The organism is Prosthecobacter sp., from assembly GCF_020439865.1.
Classification (GTDB): Bacteria; Verrucomicrobiota; Verrucomicrobiia; order Verrucomicrobiales; family Verrucomicrobiaceae; genus Prosthecobacter.
On the sequence record NZ_JAGRPF010000080.1, the window covers coordinates 1 to 22,150 of the forward strand.

Genomic DNA, 22,150 nt, shown 5'->3' on the forward strand with positions numbered 1-22,150 from the left:
ACTCGAAGGCGATCTCGGCCCGAACACGAGCTTCAGCAGCCGCGTGCAATGCGTCGTAAATTTGTGCGGCCCCGAAGACTTCACACAGGCCCTCATGTTCGACAAGGAAGGCCAGCCCATCTGGAAAGACGATGCCGTGAGCGGCCTGCTCGGCGGCAATGCGCAGGAAAAACATGCGGAGGCCGTTGCGGCATCACCCGTGACGTATGTGAGCAAGGATGATCCGCCCTTCATCACGTTTCAAGGAACCAAGGACCAGCGCGTATCGTTCCGGCATGCGGAGACGATTCACGCCGCGCTGAAAAAGGCGGGCATCAGCTCGCTGCTGGTCCCGATCACCGACGGCGGTCACGGCTCGGTGAATCATCCGGAAGTGAAAGTGCGCGGACAGCAGTTCACCGACCGGATTCTGCGCGATTTCGAGATCGGCATCGACACTTCGCCGATTCCCGCACTGCCAGAACCGGCGAAAAAGAAATGACCACCGCAGTGCCGCGGCGCTGAATCCTCTACTTCGAGTCACGCTTGGCCTGCCGGCGGCGACCGCGGCTGGAGGCGTTGGCCTGCACCCGAAGCTCCTGACCTTTGACAGCCGGATTGACGATCCCCTTGAGAGCGACTTCAGAATTGGCCAGCGGTGCGGCGGCGGGGTTCAAGACGACCTTGCCGCCTTTCTTGGAGCGCGCGCGCGCCGGCTGGTTCTTTTTGCTCTTCGGCGCCGGTTTTTCGATCGCCTTCGTGAGCTTGTCCAAGGAGCGCGAAAGGTTGTCCTCCAGCTTGGTCAGCGCCTTGCTGAAGCCGTCCGCCTTCTTGCGCACCAGCTTGAGCGCAGAGGCGCTCTTCTTGCGCATCTGCGCCTCGCCGCTGTGGATCCATTTGTTCAGCACCTCGCGGGCTGCGGAGGTGTGGCTGGAGGTCGCGTGGAGTTTCTCCTCCAGTTCGTTGATCAATTTGCGGGCTTTGTCGAAGTTGATTTGCATGACGGAAGGTTGGTTGTTGGGTCCGGCGAAAGCATGGAACCCGCTGGAAACAGCACAACTGGAATTTATGCGCGTCCTTTTGCGTATGTTCCGCCCATGAGACCCGAACTGCCCGTCCTTTTGCTGCTCCTCGCCCTTCAGACCGGAGTCGCAGCGCCGAATCCCAAGCCCGAGTTCCAGTATCAGACGGATGGCGTTCAGATCAGCATCCCCACTGCGGATGAACCACGCGTGAAGGCGTTTGGCCCGGATACGATCAAGGCGGCGTCACAGTATCTCGAAGGCGGCGCCATCACCTGGGTACGCGAGAAAAACTGCATCAACTGCCACACCACAGGTCCCTACATGACCGAGCGTCCGGCGCTGACGCCACTGCTGGGCAAACCCAACGAGGAAATCCTCGCCGACTTCATCGAATCGGTGCCGCCGAAAGTTGCGCCCGTGAAGGAAGCCGAGAAGGACGGCCTCAAATATCACCCTCGCTCCTACATGAGCGTGTGGTGCTCGCTCGGCCTCGCCGAATGGGACAAGCACGTCACCGGCAGGCTCTCCGAACCCACCGACCGCTCCCTGCGCGACATGTTCGAACGCCAGTCGGCGGACGGCTCCTTCGTGAGCTACGGCGAGGTCGAGATTCCGCACATCACCACCGACTTCGAACTCACCCTGCAGGCCGCCCGCGCCGTCACCGCTGCACCCGGCTGGCTGGCGAATCTCAAGGACGCCGACCTGCTCGCACGCGTCGAGAAAATGAAAACCTGGCTGCGCGATGCAAAACCGAAGAACGACTTCGACCGCATCCTCAAACTCCAGCTCGCGCATTACCTGCCGGAACTTGTCCCCCAGACTGAGTGCGAGGCCGCACTGGCGTTGCTTTCTTCCAAACAGCACGCCGACGGCGGCTGGAGCACGCGCGACATGTCCGCGCTGAGCGACTGGCATTTCAAAATGAGCGACACCGTGCACAAGCTCATCACCGGCCTGCCCGACGCAACGAAACCGGAGAGCGACGCCTACATGACCGCGCTCGCCATCGTGCTCATGCGACAAAACAACGTTCCGGCCAATGATGAGCGCATCCGGCGCGGCATTGCGTGGCTGAAAAAGGAGCAGCGCGTTTCCGGTCGCTGGTGGATGCACTCGCTCTATCGCGGAAACTATCACTACATCACCTACATCGCGACCTGCCAGGCCCTGAAGGCGCTCGCGATGTGCGACGAACTCAAATAGTCGTCCGCATGCGCCGGTAGGCCGCAGGCGACTCGCCCGTGCGTTTGCGAAAGTGCTGCGTGAAGCTGCTCGCATCCACGAAGCCGCACTGCGATGCGATCTGGCTCGCGCTCAGAGTCGTTTCTTCCAGCAAACGCACCGCGGCCAGCACGCGAGTCTTGAGCAGGAACTCCTGCGGCGTGATCCCGAAGGCGCTTTGAAAGCGACGTTGCAACTGCCGCAGCGACTGGCCGCAGGATCGCGCGACTTCTTCGATCAGCAGCGGCTTCGAAAAATCACGGCGGATGATTTCGACCGCCTGCGCCACCGTTTGAAACACCGGCAGGCTGCGTTCCGCCTCATCGGGCCGGCGCAGCGTGCCCATCACGCCTTGCACGCGGCCGCGTTTGTCATAGAGCGGCAGCTTCGTCACGAGAAACCAGTCCGGGATGCCCTGCGAGTCCCACCACAGCTCGATGCGCTCGACAACCTCCGCCTTTCCGGCCAGCAGGCGCTTGTCGTCATCCACATAGGCCTGCGCCATCGTGTCGGGATTCAGATCGAAGTCGGTGCGGCCGATGATTTCGGAGTCGTCCGGCATCCGGTAGCGCTGCATCAGCCCCTGGCTGGCGAACATCAGATGCCCCGCCTTGTTCTTGGCGAAGAAATAGACACCCGGGATGTGGTCGAACAGCCGCTGAAACAACAGCGTCGGCTCCAGCGTGGCCATCCACGCCTCGCGCTCCTTCTTCCAGCGCGCGATCTCGGCCGCGGAGCGCTGCAGGCGTTCGCGTGGCTTCAGGGGTGTCGCATTTCGCATCATCTTTGTCGTGACGATGATGCCCGGCTTTGCTTTGCTATGCAACCGCGCAGCCAGCGCTGTCGCAACCCTCCTGCCAACGCCATGAAACCCATCGTCCAGATCTCCCTCGACCTCACCAACATCGACGAAGCGCTCGAAACCGCCGCGCTGGCCATGCGCGCCGGAGTGGACTGGCTCGAAGCGGGCACGCCGCTCATCCTCGCCGAAGGCCTGCATGGGGTGCGTGCGCTGCGGAAGGCTTTCCCAAACACGCCCATCGTCGCCGATTTGAAGACCATGGACGGCGGCTACCTCGAAGCCGAGATGATGGCGAAGGCTGGTGCGACACACGTCGTCGTCATGGCACGCGCGCATGCGGAGACGATCAAGTGCGTCATCAAAGCCGGTGCCGACTTCGGCTGCAAGGTCATGGGCGACAACATGGTCTGCGAAAGCATGATCGAGGGCGCGAAGTTTCTCGAAGACCTCGGTTGCGACTACATCATCCATCACATCGGCTACGACGAACGCCGTGGCATCGCCGCCGCCGGCCACCGCATGCCGAGTCCGCTGGATCAGCTCCGCGAAGTCGTCAACGCCGTCAAAATTCCTGTGCAGGCCGTCGGAGGTCTCAGCCTCGAACAGGCCATCCAATGCCCGCAATACGGCGCTCCGCTCGTCGTCCTCGGCGCGCCGCTCACCATCGACGCCGATGCCTTCAAAACCGCCGACGGCAATCTCGAAGCCTCGCTGCGCATGATCTGCGAAGCCGTGCACGCGCAGGACGTGCCTGCGTTCTAAGGCCAGCTATTTGGTCTCCGCCTTAACCACGCGGTTGATCCCGTTGGCGGTCAGCTCGTTGGCGTTCTCCCATGATTTTCCGTCATTGAAGAAGCTCATCTTGCCGGGCCAGCTTGAGCCGATGAAGCGTTTGCCGTCACTCCAGATCACGTTGCCTTTGCTGCTCATCTCCGTGGTCTTCCACGCAACCGCATCCGTGGAGGTGTAGGCCGTCTTGTTGGTGCCGGCGATCAGGGAGCCGCCGGCATTCACGAGCCAGCTCACCTTGCCTTCACCCGGCAGTTCCACCGGCGTCCACTCGATGCCGTCCTTGCTGCGAATGAGCCCGACATTGTTGTTGCCGGTCATCATGACGAAGTGCCCGCCACCGAAAACGATTCTCCCCTGCCCCGGCAGATCATTCCGCTCGTGGGTGATCTTCTCACCATCTGGCGTGACGACGGCCCAGCTCACTCCGCCGATGCCGCCGCCGTTCCCGGTCAGAACGAAAACGCCATTGCCAAAAGCACCGCCACGAAAATGCGTGTAGCCCTTCGCGGCGATCTTCGCTCCGTCATTCCACTTCATCGCATCCGTGGACCACATGAGCCTTCCGCTGGGATACGACGACGTGCCGACAACGAACCGGTCGGCACCGAACACGATCGGATTGATGCGCGCCTTGTCCTTGTGCGTCTCCGCCCACTCGCGGCCGTCTTTGGAGACGAGAATGTGTCCTGCAGCCGTCGCCCCGCCTCCACCGCCGCCGGTGACAACGAACTGCCCCTTCGCCCAGACGGCGGACATGAGATTGTTGCCATCATCCTTGCCCGGCTGCGCCCATTCGGCTGTGATCTCCCACGTTTTTCCGTCGGTGGAAATCATGCGACGACCACCATAGCCGACAGCCAGCCAAAGATCAGCCGCTTGAGCTGCCAAGGCGACGAACAAAAAGCAGAAGACGTGTTTCATGATGGGGAGACGTTGCACCAGGCTCAATCCTGACACGCGAAACACTCATCCGGCCAGGGATAGCTGCCGGGTTTCACACAAAACAGCGGACCTCCCGGCGGACGCAGACTCCCTACACCAGTGAAACCTTCGGGCACGACCTCAAAGCGTGTCCAGCCCATGCGGCGAATGAACGCCATCGCCGTGGCACCGCCTTCGAGACCGATGCGGAGATCCGGTTGAACGTCGATGAGCGGAAGCGCGGCATCCATGAGCTCTGCCGTCAGTTGTTCCGGGCTCACATCCCGACGTGGACCGATGGCAAGCATGAGCCTCGATGTGGTCTGCCAGATGGCGGGTGACACCGGTTCATCGATGGTTTTGACCACAAAGCCACGCTGCTGCATCTCCTCGGCGCGGCGCATCTCCCAGGCTGCCAGACTGCCGCACACGAGCAGCGACGCCTGCGTCTTGGCTTTAACCGGCATCACCGGCGAGCCGCCGATCAGTTCGGTGAAGAAGTCCGCCGCTCCCGCCGCGAGCGTTCCCGCACCGGGCGTGTGTCCCAAATCTTCCCGCGTTCTAACATCCGGCGTGTGGATCACGGTCGAACGCCCCAGCAGCTCACGCACGACCGCGCTGCGCCTCGGATGGTCGGGATCCTGTGCAAACACCGTTTCATTCAGCGGCATCCCGTTCACCCAATAGCGGCCATCAACCACGATGCGTCCCTTGGACGGATTCGCGGGAACGAAGCAGCAGTCTTGCTGTCCCGTGACGGCCAGGATGGCCTCGATCTCAGCCCGGATGTGACCGCGCAGGACGGAGTCGGTCTTTTTGTAAATCCACGTCGGCTTTGCCGCGACGATCTGCCGCGTGATTTCGCCGACGATGCGCGCAGCCTCGTCTTCGGATTTCAAACGCGTGTCAGTGTCCACGGCAACGACCTCGGCATCGGTGCCGGGATCAAACTGCGTCTGCACCTCGGCCTTGAAGCCATGCGCCGCCGCAATGCCCGCAAGTTCCGCAGCGCCGGAGAAATCATCGGCGATGATGGTGATCATGATTCGACGACCACCTCGGTCTTGATCGAGTTGGCAATGAAACACTCCTCGTGCGCGAGATGGTGCAAACGCGCGACCTCGGCCTCTGACGGCATGTTTTCTCCCTTCCAGACGATTCTCGGCCGCAGAACCACGCGGCTGATCCACAACCTGCCCTGCTCATTCGTTGTCATCACTCCCTCAGCCGCATCTTCATAGCTCTCCGGCTCAAATCCGGCATCCAGCGCGATGTGCAGAAACCACAGCATGTGACAGCTCGCCACCGAGGCTACAAAGGCCTCCTCGGGATCGACTCCGGCCGCATTCGACCACGGCGCAGGCACGATGTGCGGCGAGGGCGATGCTGCGACGACCGCGCCGCCGTCGAAGCACCAGACATGCTCGCGCGAATACTGGCGCTTGAGGAAGTCAGGGCCGGTGTTCTGCCAGCGAATGGTGGCGGTGTGCGATGACATGGGGGAAGCGGTTTACGCCGCCATCTTCGCCGCGAGCCGCACTGCTTCAACCAAACTGCTGCCGGTCGCCCGGCCCTGCCAGGCGATGTCGCAGGCGGTGCCGTGATCGACGCTCGTGCGGATGATGGGCAGCCCCAGCGTGGTGTTCACCGCGGTGTCAAAGGCGAGCGCCTTGAGCGGGATGTGTCCCTGATCGTGATACATGCAGATGAACGCATCCGTGCTGCGGCGTTTCGCAGGCAGGAAGGCCGTGTCCGGCGGCAGCGGTCCTTCGATGGTGATGCCCCGCTCGCGCGCGGCTTCGATGGCAGGAATGATGATGCGCTCTTCTTCACGATTGCCAAACAGGCCGTTCTCTCCGGCATGCGGATTGAGTCCGAGCACGGCGATCTTCGGCTTCGTACCACGGATGCGGCGCATCGCGTCAGCCGTCAGCTCGATCACATCGAGAATGCGCTCCTTCGTGAGCAGTCCGGGCACTTCGTGGTAGCCGCAATGCACCGTGACAAAACTGGCGCGCACTTCGTCGCTGTATTGAAACATGCAGGCGCGCTCAGCGCCCGTTTTGTCCGCAAAGATCTCCGTGTGGCCGGGATACATGATGCCGGCAGCCCGCAGCGCCTCCTTGTTCAGCGGCGCGGTGGCCACGGCGGCGACTTGCTTTGCCATCGCGGCCTCGATGCTCTTCTCGACGTAGCGATAGCCTGCCGCGCCGGTTTTGGCACTGACCGTTCCCGGCGTGAAGTCTTCGGCATCGAATCCGAACAGGTCGAGCACGGCGGGTTCGTCGATGCTCGCACATTTCTCCGCCCACTCGATTTCACTGATGATGCGCTTGGGCGCCGGAAGGTTGGTCTGGCGGGCGCAGCGGGAGAGCAGCCGGGCATCACCGAACACAACCGGTGTGGCGAACTCGCGGACTTCTTCGTTGGCGAGCAGTTGCAGGCAGACTTCGGGGCCGACCCCGGCGGGGTCTCCCATGGTGACGGCGATGAGCGGTTTGGGCATGAATCAGTGGGTTAATGAGGCTGCGACCTCGCAGCGGGCCGCCACCATGCCGCGATGGGCGATGTGAGCAAGGCGGTGATCTTTGGCTTTCGCGACTAAGACGCCGGACCCGCCGCCGTCGCTGCACGGAGCGCCTCAGCGCTCCTTCTTCCGCATCTTCGGCTCCGTCGAGGCACCGACCTCCTTGCGCCACGCGTTGAGCCTGGCGAGCAGGCGATCGCGATCATCAGGACGAGTCTCGGCAAGGTTCTTCGACTCACCGGGGTCGTTTGCGAGGTCGTAGAGTTCGATCTTCTTCTCCGTGGGAAAGTCGAGAAGCTTCAAGTCGCCGACACGGATGGCCGACGAAAACCAGTCGGCGGTGCTGCTGGGGCGCGGCGCGGGGTTGTGCCAGTAAAAGGTGTCTCGATCAGGTGCGGCGCCGGTTTGCAGCAAGTTCACGAGGCTGAGGCCATCGGTGCCGGCTTTTTCAGGACGGGAGATGCCCGCCATGTCCGTCAGCGTTGGCATGAGATCGAGCGTGCTGACGGGCGTGGCGATCTCGGTGCCGGGCTTTACCGTGCCCGGCCAGCGGATCATGAACGGAATGCGCAGACCGCCTTCATACAGGTGGCCTTTGCCCGCACGAAGCGGACGATTCGAGGTGGCGACTTCACGCTTTCCACCACGTGCGGACAGGCCGCCGTGATCGCTGGCCAGCACGACGATGGTGTTGTCTTCGAGGCCGAGCTTCTTGAGCTGGTTCAACAAACGTCCCACGCCGTGATCCACACTCTCGATCATCGCCGCGTAAGTCGCGTTGTTCTGCACGAGGAGGTTTTCTCCCGCGCTTTCCTTTTCCCATTCGACAGCGGGTTTCGGCATCGTGGTGAGCTTTTCCTCGTAGCGCTTCGTGAGATGCTTCTTGGCCTCGATGGGCGTGTGCACGGCGTAGTGCGCGAGCACGGCGCAGAAGGGCTTGTCCTTGTTTGCTTCGATGAACTTCATCGTCTCCTGCGTGAGACGGTCCGTGAGGTATTCGCCTTCGGGCGCATCATCGAGACCGACGATGGCGTCCTTTTCGTCGTGTCCTTTCGATTTCGACACCGTGTAAGGAGCGAAAAAGGATCGCGTGGCTCCAGCGGCACCCGCGGCCACGATGGTGTCGAAGCCGGCCTTGTCGGGATTCGAAGCGCCTTCGCCGAGATGCCACTTGCCGCAGTAGAACGTGCTGTAGCCCGCCGCTTTGAACGCCTGACCGATCGTCGCATCGCGATCCGGTTCCACATGCGGACTGTCCTTTTCTCCCTGCACACGCGCCGGATGCTTCCCGGTGAAAATGCCGAAGCGCGAAGGCACACAGCGCGGATACGCCACATAGGCCTGCGTGAATTTCGCACCGCTCGCGGCGAGGCGGTCCATGTTTGGCGTTTCGTAAAGCGCGGAGCCGTAGCAGCTCAGATCACGCGAGCCGAAGTCATCGACGAGGATGAAGAGGACATTCGGTTGCGCGGCGGACGCTGATGGCTGCACCGCGGAGAATGATCCGAGAAGCAGCAGCGCGAGAAGTGTTTGTTTCATAGGGATGCAGATGGTTCATCGCCGCCGCCGACAAGTCCAGCCGAACAGGCCCAGGGCAAGCAGCATGACGCGCGAGGGCTCAGGCACGGAACTGGTGCTGAAGACGATCCCAACGGAGGCGATGTCGTCGGTGGCCGCCACGAAATCGTGCAACGAGGACCAGGTGCTTCCGGTCACCGCACTGCTGTAGCTGACGAGCCGTCCGTTTCCGGCAGCACTGGCGTTTGGAGTGAGGTAATTCGAATCGAGGGTGAAGGCGCCACCGGACTGGGTCGTGGCCGCTTCGATGGCAAATGCGGAGGTCAGGCTACTTGCAAACACATAGGACAGAGCGGAGCCGGTTCCCGCAGGATCGGTCTGCGTGGCTGTGTCGGCGACGAAGATCATCTCACCAGTGTCCGGACGCAGGACGTAGAGTGCGCTGTTTGCGGTGAGGGCGCTGTTGCTGGCCAGCATGCTGAAGTCATAGGTGCCGCCGACGAGCACGGACGTATAAGAGACATAGGCGCCGTAGGTTTCCTCGGCGCTGAGTGTTGAGGACACGCCGCTGACGCCTTCCGTGCCGGTCCAGGAGTAGGTGAGCAGGTTGTTGGCGAAGCTCTTGTTCGAAGCGGTGGAGAGCACGACGAAGTCACCGGCCTGCACAGTGACATTCGAAAAAGTCGTATGCCCGGTGACGGAGTCGTCCGAAGCGGTGGACGGTGATCCGACGAGCGTGATGGCGGCCTGCGTCCAGGTGCTGGTGGCTAGAAGGGTGCTGAGAAGAAGGATGCGTTGAAGTGACATGGCTGACATGGTTTCACTGCCGGTCGCCACGCCGTTTGCCGCACTTTCGGAAAGTTTTTTGCGCCGAAGAGCCCGCCGGACTTACTTCTTCGCACCGCCGATGAATTCGTCTCGGGAGACGAACCCGTCTTTGTCCTTGTCCTGCTTGGGGAAGCGATCCTTGGCGGCGGCTTGATCACCGCCCTGGCCGGCGAGGTAGTCATCGAGCGTGAGCTTCGCTTTGCCGGGATAGAGGCGGTCGTAGCGTTTGTCGCGGGGCTCGTTGGGGTCATAGCCGCCGGACTTGGGCTTGGTTTTCTGCACGGTCTTCGCGGACTTAGACGGTTGCTCGTCGGAACCGACGGGCGGGAGGTGTTTCTGGAGCGAGGCGATGAGTTGGGCGTGCTCGGGTTTGTCTGCGAGGTTGACAGTCTCGTTGGGGTCGTTGTTTTCGTCGTAGAGTTCGACGAAGCCGATGTCGGCGCCGTTGCGCTTGCGCCAGAAGGTGCAGCGCCAGCGTTCGGTGCGGACGCTGTATCCCATCAGCGATCCGCCGTGATCCTTCGACGACTTCGGATACTGGCTGATGGCGGGCTTCTGCATCGGCGCGTCGGGATTGTCGAGGTAGGGCTTCAAACTGCTGCCGCCGAGGCCGGATGGAATCGGCAAGCCGCAGACGTCGGCAAGCGTGGGATAGACATCGACGAACTCCACGGGCGCGGCGCAGTGCCGGCCTGCGGTGTTGCTTTTCGGCATGGAGATGAGCAGCGGCGAACGCGCGGCGATCTCGAAGTTCGTGTGCTTGTGCCACAGGCCGTGCTCGCCGAGCTGCCAGCCGTGATCGCCCCACAGCACGATGACCGTGTTGTCAGCGAGGCCTTCTTTCTCCAGTGCATCGAGGAGGCGACCGACCTGCGCATCGACGTAGGTGATGCAGGCGTGGTAGCCGTGGCGCAGCGTCTTCGCGAATTCAGCGGGGATGGGATTCTGCTCCGGCACTTCGAGGTAGGAATGCAGCTCGCCATTCGTGTGACCGACGAAATCCGGTGTGCCGTCGGGCATGTGGTCGATGGCAGGCAGCGGGATGGCATCGGCATCGTGCATGTCCCAGTATTTCTTCGGCGCGACGAAGGGCAGATGCGGCTTCACAAATCCAACCGCGAGGAAGAATGGTTTCCCCTCAGCCTTCAGGGCGTTAAGACGCTTCACCGCTTCAGCGGCGGTCGCGCCATCGGGCAGTTCGTCATCGGACTTCGGACTCACTTCATAGGCGGGGCCGGTTTTGATTTTGCCTTTTGCGTTCTTTTTTCCTTCAGTCTTCGAAACGGGATTCGCATACTCGCTTTCGACACCGTCAAAACTGGTGACGGTGTGCTTAGTCCAGTCCTTGGGATCGACGCTGACGAGACTGCCGCTCGCAAACCAGCGCGGATCGCTCCATGACGGGCCGTCTTCGAAACCATGATGCTCCAGCTTTCCGAGCGCGACGGTGTGATAGCCGCTCTGGCGGAAGTGCTGTGGCAGCGTCACGCAGTCCGGCTGCGCGGCGCGGAAGTGCGTGTTGAGATCCCAGACCTTCGTCACATCCGGCCGCAATCCGGTGAGGATGGCCGTGCGCGACGGGCTGCACACCGCCTGGGCACAGTAGGCTTTGTCGAAAACGATGCCGCGCGCCGCGAGGCGGTCGATGTTCGGCGTCTTCGCGTAATTCACGCCGTAGCAGCCGAGATCCGGCCGCATGTCATCGACAGCGATGAAGAGGACGTTCATGGGCTGCGCCGCAAAGACGGCAAGCAGCGGGCAGAGAGCGGAGAGGAAGAAAAGGCAGCGCATGGTGGTGTGGTGAGATCACTGCCGGAACGTCCCACGTTTGCCAACAAATGTTTCGCGAGCGCCGGCGGCCATCACTTGGCCACTTTCTCCTCGCCGTGCGCATCGGCACTGCTCCCTTTGGGCGCAGTCGATTTGTTGCGGGTGGCGAGGAAGGAAATGAGGTCGCGCAGGGACTTCGGCGGCAGCGACATGGCCATCGGCGGCATCGCAGAAACGGGCGGGGCGACGGCTTTGATCTGCGCAAGGGCATACGTGGTCGGTTTGCCGTCCATGGCGATCACCGTGAGTCTTTCCGGGCTCTCCTCTGCGATGCGACCGGCGACGAGCGTGCCATCGGCGAGCGTAATGCTGGAGAGGCCGTAACCGGCGGCGATTTCGGCGTTCGGATTCCACAGGGATTCGACGAGTTTTTCCCGCGGGAGACGCTCGCCCACGAGATCGAGCGGCGGGCCCTGGATGCCGCCGTCGTTGCCGATTTTGTGGCATTGCAGGCAGGCACCTTGATTGCGAAAGACGACCTCGCCGAGTTTCGCATCTCCGCCGTTGATGCTGAGTTTTGCCACAGCGTCTGGAGCCGTCGCGGAGAAGGCGGCGGCCTGCTGCTGCGCAGTGGTATCGGTCGAACTTTGCAGCGCGAGAAAGAGATCGAGCCACAACTCGCTTCGCAGGCCGTTCGATTCGCGCTTTGTCCAGCGATCAAGCGCCTCGGCTGGTTGCAAAGCCGCGAGGATTTCCACACCGGCACGGGCGGCGGGGATCGGCGCGGCATCAATTGCTTTGCGCGCGGCATCGGCGATGCCATCCAGCTTCAAGGCGAGCCCCTGGCGCAACGCCGCGGCGGCGACCTCAGGTTTGGCGTCGGCAAGATGCGCGGCGACGACGGCGCGCGCTTGATCAGGTGCGGTTTTGACGAGGCTTTCGAGGGCGGCGACTCGCACGGCCGGTTGCAGCTTCTTGTTCTGCACCAGCGTGATGAGCGTGGCCGGTGCCAGCACTGTGCCCGTGTCATCCGCGAGCTTCAATTCGAGTGCGGCGAGCTTCGGCGGAGGATTGCCGGCGAGGAACTGCTTCAACGCCTCGCCGATCGTGCCGCCGAGCTGCTTCATGCTGCGCGCCTCGCCTTTGATGGGACGATAACCGCCCAGCACGGGATCGGCGGTGATGCGCTTCTCCCACATTCGCAAACCCTGCAGCGCTGCTTCGCGCGTGCTCAAGTCGAGTGTGGCATCTGCGGCGAGTGCAAGCAGCCGCTCCGCATGCTTCGCGGTGCCGAGGCGGTAGTTGGCCGCGACGACACGGCGCTGAATCGTGGGTGGCAGTTCGGCTACTTTTGCATAAGCGGCCACGGCTTCACCGGCTGTCGTATCCACGGCGGCGGTGTCGTAAATGGCTCGCAAAGCTTCATTCCGAATCGCCGCATCGCTGTCGGTGAGAAAACGGACGAGTTCTGCACTGGCAAGCCGTCGCAGGCAAAGCAGCGCCATCAAGCGCACCTCGCGATTGGCATCGCCAGCATGCGCCACGGCGCTTTCAGCGGTGCCGATGCGGTCCAGCGCGGTGAGCAGGCTGTGACGCATGACGGGATCGACACCCGTATTCGTAGCGACGCGTTTGTAGAGCGCTTCGATGACCTCGGCATCACCGCGTTTTGCCACACGACTGAGCGCGATGGCCACCAGCGAGCGAACTTGCGCGTCGTCATCGCCGAGCATCTCAAGCAGACGCGCACGGACAGCATCGCCCTGTGCATCGCCGAGGACGCGTGCGGCATTCGCCCGCACCTGCGCGTCGGCATCGCGGCTGAGTTCCACCAAAGCGTCCGTGGCATCCGACTTCTGCTGACGCACTAGCTGCCCCAATCCCCACACGCCATTCAGGCGCGTCGTGGTCTTTTGCGCGGGATCCTTGGCGATGGCGAGCAACGCGGTCTTGCCGGCATCGCCGCGTTTCACGAGTTCGAACTGCGCCATCTGCCGCAGACGACGATCGGGTGATCGCAGCGCCTCCATGAGCTGCTCCACGCTTTCTTCAGACACACCACGTTTGAAGCGCGCGGCCATCTCGGCGGCGGTGGCCTGCAAGGCTTTGTCCGTCGGCGTGATTTTGTGGATGGCGCCGTTCGCGTTCACGGTCCAGCCGCCGCCGAAATCGCACAGGTAAATGCTGCCATCGTAGCCCAGCTCCACATCACTGGCGCCGACGCCTTCGACGAGAACCTCCTCGGAGGCGAGCGTGAGACCTGCGCCGGCCGGTTTCACACCGAGGGCCAGCACCTTGCAGCTCTGCGGTGCGCCGCCGTAATCGGTGAGCAGAAATTTGCCGCGCAGATCCGCTGGAGCTGCCTCGCCGGTGATCCACGTCACACCGGAAGGACCGCGTGCCACATGCGCCGCGGGCGGATACACCCACTGCGGCTGCGCGTCATTGAAGGTGTCATACATGCGCTCGGCCACCCACATCGACTTCGCGGGATGAAAGTCCTCCCAGTCGAGCGCATCGACGTATTGGTGCGGGCTTTGATGCCGCATGTCCCAGCCGGAGTCCGTGCCTTCCAGCGCATAGACCAGGCGCGCTTTGTCGCCGATGTCGCCGGTGTTGTCGAAGGTGAAAAGGTTGCCGTGCTCGTCGAACGCAAGCTCGGTGGGATTGCGCAGACCGTGGCAGAAAACTTCGAAGCCACTGCCGTCCGATTCGCAGCGGAAGATCGCGCCTTCGCTCGGCCTCGCGACGACCTCACCTTCTTTCGTGGTCACGTTGTAGCCGCGATCGCCGACGCTGAAATACAAGCGCCCGTCCGGTCCGCGCACCACGCCATGCAGATCGTGGCCGATGAACGAGATCTTCACGCCGAAGCCAGTGACGAGATTTTCATTCGTGTCGGCGACGCCGTCATCGTTCGTGTCCGTCAGCTTTCGCAGGCTCGGGATGCAGGTGAAGTACACCGCGTCATCCTCCGGCAGCACTGAGAAGCCTAGGCCGTCGAGCTGCTCGTAAAAACTGTCGGCGAAGACCGTGCGCTTGTCCGCCGCACCATTGCCATCGCTGTCCTCCACTCGGATGAGACGATCGGGCGTATTCGTCCAGAAGCCTTCGGGGAAGCGTCCCGGGATGGAGTTTTGCAGCTTCTCACGATCCGCCAGTGTCCGGGACTGGAAATCGCCGCGGATGAACTCATTCACGCCGCGCAGATCGGCCACGCCCTGCCAGAAGCGGTTCACCTCCGCCACAAAGAGGCGGCCTTTGCGATCGATGCCGAAGCTGCCCGGGTTCTGCACGAACGGAAAACGCACCCAGGTCGTTGCGGTGAGCCCGGGATGCTTGACCACGCCCGAGAACGGCTCCGGCTGGTTCTTCATCGGCGGCAGATCCTTGGCCAGCGGCATGAAGCGCTGCTGCATCTCCTGCGGCGTCAATGCCGAGGCGAGTGTGGCGACGGTGAGGAAAAGAAGGGGATGCAGGCGAGTCATGGCGGATGTGACTGGGAATGTACGACCCAAACGGCGCGGCAGATTCTCCGCACCGCTGAGCGAACCGGACAATCACTGCCGCCCGGGACGAGATTTGCCAAGGCAAATGCAGTTCAATCCGCCATGCGATGGCTCAGTAATCGACCGACTTGTCGAACACGAGCTGCTTCATGGCCTCGCCGGGTTTCATCTTGAACTGGAACTGGCGCGTCTTGCCTGTCTTCTCGCCATCGGAGAAAAGAGGAAAGCGGCGGATGAAGGTGTTTTCGACGAACTGGTATTGATCGCCTCCGCCGTAACCGGAGAGCAGTTTTGCGTCGTCGGTCACATCGCGGAAGTTCACCATGCCGAGGGATTTTTTGCCGAAGGTGGTGAACACGTAGGCGCGGCCAAACTCCTGTTTGGTTTCCTGCGTGATGACGGCGATCTCGGGTGAGTCGTCGCCGTCCATGTCATCGCACTGCACATCGACGACGAATCCCTGCACGTCGATCGTGATGGGATCATTCGATGCTTGAAGGCCTGAGGGCGCGATGGTCATCCGGTTGTTGGTCTCCGCTGCGGGCGAGGTAACCTTGAAGCGCATGTTGCGGTAGCTGACCTCCTGCATGAAGACGGCGGCGTCCGGGCCCGGGGCAGGCGTGGGAGCGGCGGCCGTCTTTTCCGGGGGTGTCGCAGTGATCTTGAAGACGATGTCGAAGTTGGCGGTCTCGCCTTTGCGTGCCGCGTTGCGATTCAAAAAGACCGACACGCTGTGATCGCCTGTTTTATAAAGCTGGCCCACATATTCACGTCCGCCGGTGGCGGAGGTAAAAAGCGCTTCATCACCTGGACCACGACCGGGAATGTAGATGTTGTAGTCGGCGGCTTGATTGTCCGGACGCAGGCTCACCGAAAGAAACTGCCCGTCGCGGGCATTGAGCTTGTAGAGCATGAATTCATCACCTGTGATTCGTCCGGTGACCTCGGCACTGCTGGCGCCCGGCTTGAACTCGACGCGCACGACTTTGGGTTCCTTGGCGAAGCCGCTGGCAAACGACATCAATGCGACGGCGGTGGTGATCATTCGGAGATTCATGAGGATGAGGGATGGGGTAAAGTGGAATGTCCCGACGGAAGCGATCCGCCGGGACAGAAGGCATTATGATGGGAAAGAGGCTTGGATTATTCACCCATGCCGGCCGCCCAGGCAGGATAACCACCGCGCACTTCGTAGGCCATCACGCGTCCCTGCTGCCTGCCGGTGCGGGTATCGAACAACTGCACGGTCGCCGGACCGTGGTTGCCACGGGACTTCACGACGATCTGCTGCTGCTCGTTGATGAAGCGGGTGTTCTCCACGTTCGGCGAGGCGGTGTAGATGGTGGACACGCGGCGTGGTCCTTCCATGATGGTGACAGAACCCATGCCGCGCTGCGCAGTGAACGGCTGGCCATAGTAGGGCCGGGAGCCCTGCGGACGTCCTTGAGAGGAGTTTTCCAGGGCTTGTAGAGCGGCTGGATCAATAACGCACTGGGTGAGACTGACGGCGAGGACTGGAGCGGAGATGATGGCGAGCAGTTTCATATGATGTGATGTCTTGACGACGGGCGAATGTTCGCTTCGCACGTTGAGGTGGATGCAGTGTTTCTGCACTGATGCACTGCCGTCACCAGAGTCACTTGCCGCGAAATTTTGGAATTTTTCGCATCAGGCGCTGATCTCATCACTTCACCGCGACACCATACATCGCGCGATGCGTCGCCTCGCCGACGGGATACGGAGGTCCAAGCGTGATCGTCCCGGCAGTGGGCACGGCCTTTTTCCAAACCACGTATTCCACGTGGATTTCGCCGTTCGCGTCGGTGGTCATGCCTTGCACCACGGGATTTCCGGCCCAGGGACCGCTGCGCAGGCGCAGCCCGGTGTCGATGAAGTCGCGCCGCACCCAGTTCGGCACCTCGCCGCGGGTGTCGAGCATCACATACACGGTGCAGGCGTGTGAGACATTCACGTCGAGCTGCAGATCGCGCTCGTGGCGGTCGGCTGAAAACGTGCCGATCACATCCGCGCCGAGGAGTCCCGCTGGGAACTCTGTTCCCGGCATCGCCTGCCAGCGCGGGCGGCCGAGCGTCGAATACGGTCGCACGCCGGGCTTCATCGCTCCGCGTTGGATCGTGTAGAAGCTGCGAAATCCGTCGTCTTCGATGTTGTCCGACACGCCGGTCACCAGCGCGTCCGGCGGCGGTGGTTCGAGGACGAACGCCGACTCGCCACGCGTGGCGATCAACGCCTGCCGCCGCACGAGCGCCTGCGAACTCACGCGCACGGAGTCTCCGGCTTTGAGCGTGAGCACGCTCTGTTTCTGTGTCGTGCCCTTCGGTTCATGCACCTCCACCTTGCCCTGAAACACCGCCACATCGGTGTCGCCATCGTCCAGCACGCTCACCCCGAAGCGCGTGCCGAGATCGACCACGCGGGCGCTGGGCGTATCGAGCGTGAACCCGCTGCCCGCCGGGCCCACATCCGCCGTCACACTGCCGGCGAGCACACGCGCATGCATGTCATCGACAAACCGCAAATGCACCGGCGCGACGAGATCCAGCACCACACCGTTCGCGAGACGAAGCTGGGCCGCGCCATCCGCCAGCGCTAGATCGCGCAGGCGACGCGTGCTGCCGATCGACCATGAAGACGCCTTGCTGCCGGAGATGGCCAGCACATCCACCTTCACACCTCCGGTGTTCCACCAGAACGCACTCCACGAAACCGCGACTACGGCAGCCGCCGCCGCGAGCCTTGCCACTCCGCCGCTCCATCGGGTCGGTTTCGGCTTTTCGCGCGTCGCTTCGATGGCAGCGGGCTGCACCGAGGCCAGCAGCGTGGCATCCACATTCGCATGGCTCAAAAAATCGCGCCGCAGCGCCGCGTCCGTGCTCATGCGTGTCTCCAGCAGGCGCACTTCATCCGCATCCGCCACACCGGCGAGGTAGCGCGCCATCAGGTCCTGATTCTTTTCGTGATCGGGATTCATGTCAGCCCCTCCTTCGCGAGTTCCTTCTTCGTGCATTCGATCAGGGCCGTGCGGATGCGATGCAGCGATTTGTAAACCGCCATCGCCGTGCGTCCGAGGCGCGCCGCCAGCTCATCCATGCGCACGCCCGGCGCGTAGGCGCTTTCCACCAGCGTGCGCTGTTCGCCGGGAAGCTTTTGCAGGCACGCGTCCAGCGCCTTACGTTCCTCGGTCAAATCATCCGCCGCATCCTCCGCCTCCGCAGCGAGCAGATCGAACATTTCATCGCCGAACACATGGCGGTCGCGCCGGCATTTGCGCAGAAACTCCAGCGACTCCAGCCGCGCCACGCCGAAGGCCCAGCGCCGGAAGTCCTCGTGTGCACTCAGCGTGTGAAAGCGCTTCCACAGCGCCGCCGCCACCTCCTGCATCACGTCCTGCGCATCCTGCAGCGTCGGGACCAGCGACCGCACATAGCCGCGCAACGCGGGCTCGTGCTCCACGTAGAGCCGCAGAAAAGGCGCGTGAGTTTGGAAATCGGGATCGGGCATCTGCCGGTAACACTGCCGCAGCCGGAATGATTTGCCGCGAGAAATTCGGGCGCATGCGCGATGTCACGGAGTCCAAGCCTGCTTCACCTTCGTCTCCTCCAGCATGCGCTTCGCGTCGAAGTGCGGATTCTCGCCGGGGACGGGTGCGGGGATTGACTTCATCCAGGCGCGGAGTTTGGCCTGCATGGCCTGCGCTCGTTCGGGTTCGGCTTCGGCGAGGTTGCGTGTTTCGCCGAGGTCGGTGCGGAGATTGAAGAGTTCGAGTTTGTGGCCGGCGTGGTAACGCGGTTCGTCGTCGAACCAGTCGCCGAAGGACTCGATGAGCTTCCAATCGCCTTCGCGAATGACGGCGCTGGGCGTGACGCACCAGCGCAGCTCGTAGAACGGCATGTAGAAAAACAACGGGCGCTCGGGAATGCTGCCGCCGTGGAGGAGCGGCAGAATGTTCACGCCATCCAGCGTGTGATTCGCGGGCACGGCCGCATCGGCCGCAGCGAGAAACGTGGGCATCCAATCCGTTACATGCACGGGCGTCTCGATGACCTGTCCCGCTTTGACCTGCGCGGGCCAGCGCACGATGCAAGGCACGCGGATGCCGCCTTCATACGCACTGCCTTTGCCGGAGCGGAGCGGAGCGTTGTCAAACTCCTCCAGCTTCACTTTCAGCGGCACGCTGCCGTCCGTGGGATCGCCGATCAGACCGGGCGGCGAATACACCGTGTCCACGCCGCCGTTGTCGCTGAGGAAAACGATGAGCGTGTTCTCGCGCTGCTGCATTTCATCCAGCGCGGCCATCAGGCGGCCGATGCTGTTGTCCATATGCTCGATGGCCGCGAGATAAGTGGCGTTGAACATGCCCGTCTCCGGCGCACCGGCATCGCGATGCTTTTGAATGAGATGCGCAGGCGCTGAAACCACACCATGCAGCGTGTGATGCGCGAGATAGAAGAACCACGGCTTCCCGCGATGCTCGCGAATGAACTCGATCGTCTGATCGGTGAGATGATCGACCCACTTGTCGCCTTCGTTTTGCGATCCGGGTCCGCGAGGCGCAACGAAGTCGAAGCCAAACGCCTCGCCCGCCTTGAGCTGCACGTAATCGCCTTCCGCGCCGGTCGTGAGATGCCACTTGCCCGCCATGCCGGTCTGGTAGCCCGCAGCTTTGAGCGACTTCGGGAGGTTCGGCCATTCGTGCGGCAACTGCTCGCGATACGCAGGCTCCGACAACCGTGCCCACGGCGATCCATACCACGGAATGACATGCCACATGCCGTTGCGAGCCGTGTGCTGGCCGGTGAGCAACGCCGCACGCGTCGGCGTGCACTGCGACATCACATAAGCGTCCGTGAACCGCGCGCCTTCACCTGCGAGGCGATCCAGATTCGGCGTCGGCACTTTCTTCGAACCGTAACATCCGAGCGTGGGCCAGCCCTGATCATCTGTTAAAATGAGAAGGATGTTCGGGCGTCCATCCTTCGCAGAAGCTTCGGAGGACAAGGCCGCGAATGCCGAAACGTGAACAATGAATGCCGAGACGAGGAGCAGGACAGGCTTCATGGCTTCGCGTATGGGTTGAGCCATTCCGCAGCGAGGTCGGTCCACCGGGTGATCGGCATCTCCGTGCGACGAAGTCCGTAGCCGTGCCCGCCATGCGGAAACAGATGCAGTTCCGCCGGCACCTGCGCCTTGGTCAGCGCGATGTAGAGCGAGGTGCAGTTCAGGGAGTTCACGCGGTCGTCCTGCGCCATGACAAAAAACATCGGCGGCGTGTCCTTGGTGATCTTGAGGTAGGTCTTCAAGGCGTCGCTGTCCTTGTCGTAAAATCCGGCGGGATAGATCGGCAACGCAAAGTTCGGCGCGCAGCTTTGCTCATCGGCAGCGTCGGTCTTCGAGTAGAGACGCGCATCGCGAAGAATCGTCGTAAGTCCCGCGGTCTCACCGCCAGCGGAGAATCCCATGATGCCGATGCGCATTGGATCGATGCCCCACTCCGCCGCGTGGGCGCGTGTCATGCTCATCGCGCGCTGCGCATCCATCACCGGGCCGACCGCTTTCATGGGTGCATTGCCGGATTCATTCAACGTGTCGCCATGCTCCCGCGTGGGAACGCGATACTTCACGACGATGGCTGCGAAGCCGATGGAATTGAGCCACTCCGCCACCTCCGTGCCTTCCAAGTCCCACGCGAGAATCGAAAAGCCGCCGCCGGGGCAGACAAGCACCGCACAGCCGTTCGCCTTCGCCTTGTCTGGCAGATAGACGTGCATCTGCGGCGTGCTCACGTGGCCCAGTTTGATGATCTTCCTCCCGGCGATGAGCTTGTCCTCGGGCTTCGTCAGATCACGCTCCACACCGTCCACCTTCGCGGCTGGACCGGGCGGTGTGGACGGCCAGAGATCGAGGATTTGAGGCTCCGCGGCCTGCGACAGACCGCAGCAGGCAAACAAGATTGCGGAGAGGAGTCTCACCGCAGCCCCCGAAAGCGGAGTCGAACGACTGAAGCGGATGAGGAGCGATGCGGATGGGTGGTTGGCGGGCATGACCGCTTAGCAACGAACTGGCAACACCCGTCCTGACGCGAATCTGAAATGCCAGCCCCGGCGACGCCGCTGTCGCATTTCACTCATTCTTTGTCGTGACGACCCCACGAGACTGCTTCATCGTTTGCCACCATGAAATCAGCCGCCGTCGTCAACTTCGCGCCCGAAAAGGGCTCTGTCGAAATCCGTGAAATCGAAAAGCCGACGATTGGCGCCGAGGATGTGCTCCTCGAAGTCGCCAACGTCGGTGTTTGCGGCTCCGACCTCCATCAATGGACGGCCGACCACTCATGGCCCGTGAACTATCCCGTCGTGCTCGGCCATGAGTTCGGCGGTCACATCATCGAGGTCGGCAAGGAAGTCGAAGGCTGGAAGGAAGGCGATCGCGTGGTGTCTGAAACTGCGGCGATCATATCCAAGGACAATCCGATGACACGTCGCGGCCTCTACAACCTCGACAACACGCGCAAGGGTTTCGGCTACGGCGTGAACGGCGCGATGACGAAGTATGTGCGCGTGCCCAGCCGCATCCTGCATCACGTGCCAGATCAGCTTCCGTTTGAGCAGGCCTGCCTGACTGAGCCTTGCTGCGTCGCTTACAACGCCGTCGTCAAAAACGCCCGCATCGAACCCGGTGATCGCGTCGTCGTGCTCGGACCGGGAACCATCGGCATTCTTTGCGCGGCGATGGCCAAACAGTGCGGCGCACAGGTGGCGATTGTCGGTCTGCAGCAGGACGCGCATCGTCTCGAACTCGCCCGCAAGCACTACGGCTGCGAGGTCATCATCGGCGATGCGAAGCCCTGGGCGATGGAGCGCGACGGTCTCGGCTGCGATGGTGTCATTGACGCCGCTGGTGCGAGCGTCACGCTCAAGATCGCGCTCGACATCGTGCGTCCCGCCGGATGGATCAGCAAAGTCGGCTGGGGTCCGCAGCCGCTCGGCTTCAACATCGACCCGCTCGTGCAGAAGAACATCACGCTGCAAGGCAGCTTCAGCCACAACTGGCCGATCTGGGAGCGCGTGATCGCGCTTCTCAGCAGTGGTCAGTTTGACGTGAAGCCCATCATCGGTGGTGTGTGGCCTGTTACCGAATGGCACGAGGCCTTCGAGAAAATGCACAAGGGCGAGGTCGTGAAGAGCGTGCTGCGTCCGGTGTAGTTTCATCATCCATCGAAGCAGTCCCGCCGTCC

Annotated in this window: 20 protein-coding genes; 4 read left to right on the plus strand and 16 right to left on the minus strand. The window is 62.3% G+C overall.

Going from position 1 to position 22,150, the window contains the following annotated elements; all coding sequences use genetic code 11:
- Positions 1-481: prolyl oligopeptidase family serine peptidase (locus KDL09_RS09155; protein WP_294384111.1), on the plus strand; the 481-nt coding region annotated here is incomplete at its 5' end.
- A 28-nt stretch (positions 482-509) separates the two neighbouring features.
- Here the strand turns inward: KDL09_RS09155 and KDL09_RS09160 are convergent.
- Positions 510-980 carry a hypothetical protein gene (locus KDL09_RS09160; protein ID WP_294384113.1) on the minus strand — a complete coding sequence of 157 codons (471 nt, stop codon included), beginning with the start codon at positions 978-980 and terminating at the stop codon, positions 510-512.
- Between the two features lie 96 nt (positions 981-1,076).
- Between KDL09_RS09160 and KDL09_RS09165 the strand changes: the two genes are divergently transcribed.
- The gene (locus KDL09_RS09165) at positions 1,077-2,210 is read left to right on the plus strand and encodes a prenyltransferase/squalene oxidase repeat-containing protein (protein ID WP_294384115.1); all 1,134 of its coding nucleotides are present in this window, start codon (positions 1,077-1,079) and stop codon (positions 2,208-2,210) included.
- Here the strand turns inward: KDL09_RS09165 and KDL09_RS09170 are convergent.
- The gene (locus KDL09_RS09170; protein WP_294384117.1) at positions 2,203-3,054 is read right to left on the minus strand and encodes an AraC family transcriptional regulator; all 852 of its coding nucleotides are present in this window, start codon (positions 3,052-3,054) and stop codon (positions 2,203-2,205) included. The genes KDL09_RS09165 and KDL09_RS09170 overlap by 8 nt on opposite strands.
- A gap of 39 nt (positions 3,055-3,093) precedes the next feature.
- On the opposite strand from KDL09_RS09170, the gene KDL09_RS09175 reads away from it, so the two are divergent.
- The gene (locus KDL09_RS09175; protein ID WP_294384118.1) at positions 3,094-3,792 is read left to right on the plus strand and encodes an orotidine 5'-phosphate decarboxylase / HUMPS family protein; all 699 of its coding nucleotides are present in this window, start codon (positions 3,094-3,096) and stop codon (positions 3,790-3,792) included.
- A 6-nt stretch (positions 3,793-3,798) separates the two neighbouring features.
- Here KDL09_RS09175 and KDL09_RS09180 read toward each other — a convergent pair whose 3' ends face one another.
- From KDL09_RS09180 to KDL09_RS09245, 14 genes are all read right to left on the minus strand, one after another.
- Positions 3,799-4,743 (minus strand): hypothetical protein, encoded by a 945-nt coding sequence (locus KDL09_RS09180; protein WP_294384120.1) that lies wholly within the window; start codon positions 4,741-4,743, stop codon positions 3,799-3,801.
- 23 nt (positions 4,744-4,766) lie between these two features.
- Positions 4,767-5,786, minus strand: coding sequence for a four-carbon acid sugar kinase family protein (locus KDL09_RS09185; RefSeq protein ID WP_294384123.1), 1,020 nt, complete (start codon positions 5,784-5,786; stop codon positions 4,767-4,769).
- Positions 5,783-6,241, minus strand: coding sequence for an OsmC family protein (locus tag KDL09_RS09190; RefSeq protein WP_294384126.1), 459 nt, complete (start codon positions 6,239-6,241; stop codon positions 5,783-5,785). The genes KDL09_RS09185 and KDL09_RS09190 overlap by 4 nt, the downstream gene beginning before the upstream one ends.
- Before the next feature lie 12 nt (positions 6,242-6,253).
- On the minus strand, positions 6,254-7,249 hold the full coding sequence (pdxA, locus tag KDL09_RS09195; protein ID WP_294384128.1) for a 4-hydroxythreonine-4-phosphate dehydrogenase PdxA: 996 nt from the start codon (positions 7,247-7,249) through the stop codon (positions 6,254-6,256).
- Between the two features lie 135 nt (positions 7,250-7,384).
- A complete protein-coding gene (locus KDL09_RS09200; protein WP_294384130.1) occupies positions 7,385-8,809 on the minus strand; it encodes a sulfatase in 1,425 nt (474 codons plus the stop codon).
- Positions 8,810-8,824: 15 nt separating this feature from the next.
- Positions 8,825-9,595 carry a PEP-CTERM sorting domain-containing protein gene (locus KDL09_RS09205; protein ID WP_294384132.1) on the minus strand — a complete coding sequence of 257 codons (771 nt, stop codon included), beginning with the start codon at positions 9,593-9,595 and terminating at the stop codon, positions 8,825-8,827.
- 81 nt (positions 9,596-9,676) lie between these two features.
- Entirely contained in the window at positions 9,677-11,407 is a 1,731-nt protein-coding gene (locus tag KDL09_RS09210) for a sulfatase (protein ID WP_294384134.1), read from the minus strand.
- Between the two features lie 71 nt (positions 11,408-11,478).
- Positions 11,479-14,874, minus strand: coding sequence for a PVC-type heme-binding CxxCH protein (locus tag KDL09_RS09215; RefSeq protein WP_294384136.1), 3,396 nt, complete (start codon positions 14,872-14,874; stop codon positions 11,479-11,481).
- A gap of 133 nt (positions 14,875-15,007) precedes the next feature.
- Positions 15,008-15,952 carry a hypothetical protein gene (locus tag KDL09_RS09220; protein ID WP_294384137.1) on the minus strand — a complete coding sequence of 315 codons (945 nt, stop codon included), beginning with the start codon at positions 15,950-15,952 and terminating at the stop codon, positions 15,008-15,010.
- A gap of 86 nt (positions 15,953-16,038) precedes the next feature.
- Positions 16,039-16,440, minus strand: coding sequence for a hypothetical protein (locus KDL09_RS09225; protein ID WP_294384139.1), 402 nt, complete (start codon positions 16,438-16,440; stop codon positions 16,039-16,041).
- Positions 16,441-16,579: 139 nt separating this feature from the next.
- The gene (locus KDL09_RS09230) at positions 16,580-17,887 is read right to left on the minus strand and encodes a FecR domain-containing protein (protein ID WP_294384140.1); all 1,308 of its coding nucleotides are present in this window, start codon (positions 17,885-17,887) and stop codon (positions 16,580-16,582) included.
- The gene (locus KDL09_RS09235; protein WP_294384141.1) at positions 17,884-18,417 is read right to left on the minus strand and encodes a sigma-70 family RNA polymerase sigma factor; all 534 of its coding nucleotides are present in this window, start codon (positions 18,415-18,417) and stop codon (positions 17,884-17,886) included. Before KDL09_RS09235 ends, KDL09_RS09230 begins: the two co-directional genes overlap by 4 nt.
- Before the next feature lie 63 nt (positions 18,418-18,480).
- A complete protein-coding gene (locus KDL09_RS09240) occupies positions 18,481-19,974 on the minus strand; it encodes a sulfatase (protein WP_294384142.1) in 1,494 nt (497 codons plus the stop codon).
- Entirely contained in the window at positions 19,971-20,957 is a 987-nt protein-coding gene (locus KDL09_RS09245; RefSeq protein ID WP_294384144.1) for an alpha/beta hydrolase, read from the minus strand. Before KDL09_RS09245 ends, KDL09_RS09240 begins: the two co-directional genes overlap by 4 nt.
- A 132-nt stretch (positions 20,958-21,089) precedes the next feature.
- Here KDL09_RS09245 and KDL09_RS09250 point away from each other — a divergent pair, with 132 nt between their 5' ends.
- On the plus strand, positions 21,090-22,118 hold the full coding sequence (locus KDL09_RS09250; protein ID WP_294384146.1) for a zinc-binding dehydrogenase: 1,029 nt from the start codon (positions 21,090-21,092) through the stop codon (positions 22,116-22,118).
- The last annotated feature ends 32 nt before the right edge of the window (positions 22,119-22,150 follow it).

What these genes read in the sequence shown, in the direction of transcription:
- KDL09_RS09160 (WP_294384113.1), bottom strand. Translation starts at nt 980, where the DNA reads ATGCAAATCAACTTCGACAAAGCCCGCAAATTGATCAACGAACTGGAG.
- KDL09_RS09165 (WP_294384115.1), top strand. Translation starts at nt 1,077, where the DNA reads ATGAGACCCGAACTGCCCGTCCTTTTGCTGCTCCTCGCCCTTCAGACC.
- KDL09_RS09175 (WP_294384118.1), top strand. Translation starts at nt 3,094, where the DNA reads ATGAAACCCATCGTCCAGATCTCCCTCGACCTCACCAACATCGACGAA.
- KDL09_RS09180 (WP_294384120.1), bottom strand. Translation starts at nt 4,743, where the DNA reads ATGAAACACGTCTTCTGCTTTTTGTTCGTCGCCTTGGCAGCTCAAGCG.
- KDL09_RS09185 (WP_294384123.1), bottom strand. Translation starts at nt 5,786, where the DNA reads ATGATCACCATCATCGCCGATGATTTCTCCGGCGCTGCGGAACTTGCG.
- KDL09_RS09190 (WP_294384126.1), bottom strand. Translation starts at nt 6,241, where the DNA reads ATGTCATCGCACACCGCCACCATTCGCTGGCAGAACACCGGCCCTGAC.
- pdxA (WP_294384128.1), bottom strand. Translation starts at nt 7,249, where the DNA reads ATGCCCAAACCGCTCATCGCCGTCACCATGGGAGACCCCGCCGGGGTC.
- KDL09_RS09200 (WP_294384130.1), bottom strand. Translation starts at nt 8,809, where the DNA reads ATGAAACAAACACTTCTCGCGCTGCTGCTTCTCGGATCATTCTCCGCG.
- KDL09_RS09205 (WP_294384132.1), bottom strand. Translation starts at nt 9,595, where the DNA reads ATGTCACTTCAACGCATCCTTCTTCTCAGCACCCTTCTAGCCACCAGC.
- KDL09_RS09210 (WP_294384134.1), bottom strand. Translation starts at nt 11,407, where the DNA reads ATGCGCTGCCTTTTCTTCCTCTCCGCTCTCTGCCCGCTGCTTGCCGTC.
- KDL09_RS09215 (WP_294384136.1), bottom strand. Translation starts at nt 14,874, where the DNA reads ATGACTCGCCTGCATCCCCTTCTTTTCCTCACCGTCGCCACACTCGCC.
- KDL09_RS09220 (WP_294384137.1), bottom strand. Translation starts at nt 15,952, where the DNA reads ATGAATCTCCGAATGATCACCACCGCCGTCGCATTGATGTCGTTTGCC.
- KDL09_RS09225 (WP_294384139.1), bottom strand. Translation starts at nt 16,440, where the DNA reads ATGAAACTGCTCGCCATCATCTCCGCTCCAGTCCTCGCCGTCAGTCTC.
- KDL09_RS09230 (WP_294384140.1), bottom strand. Translation starts at nt 17,887, where the DNA reads ATGAATCCCGATCACGAAAAGAATCAGGACCTGATGGCGCGCTACCTC.
- KDL09_RS09235 (WP_294384141.1), bottom strand. Translation starts at nt 18,417, where the DNA reads ATGCCCGATCCCGATTTCCAAACTCACGCGCCTTTTCTGCGGCTCTAC.
- KDL09_RS09240 (WP_294384142.1), bottom strand. Translation starts at nt 19,974, where the DNA reads ATGAAGCCTGTCCTGCTCCTCGTCTCGGCATTCATTGTTCACGTTTCG.
- KDL09_RS09245 (WP_294384144.1), bottom strand. Translation starts at nt 20,957, where the DNA reads ATGCCCGCCAACCACCCATCCGCATCGCTCCTCATCCGCTTCAGTCGT.
- KDL09_RS09250 (WP_294384146.1), top strand. Translation starts at nt 21,090, where the DNA reads ATGAAATCAGCCGCCGTCGTCAACTTCGCGCCCGAAAAGGGCTCTGTC.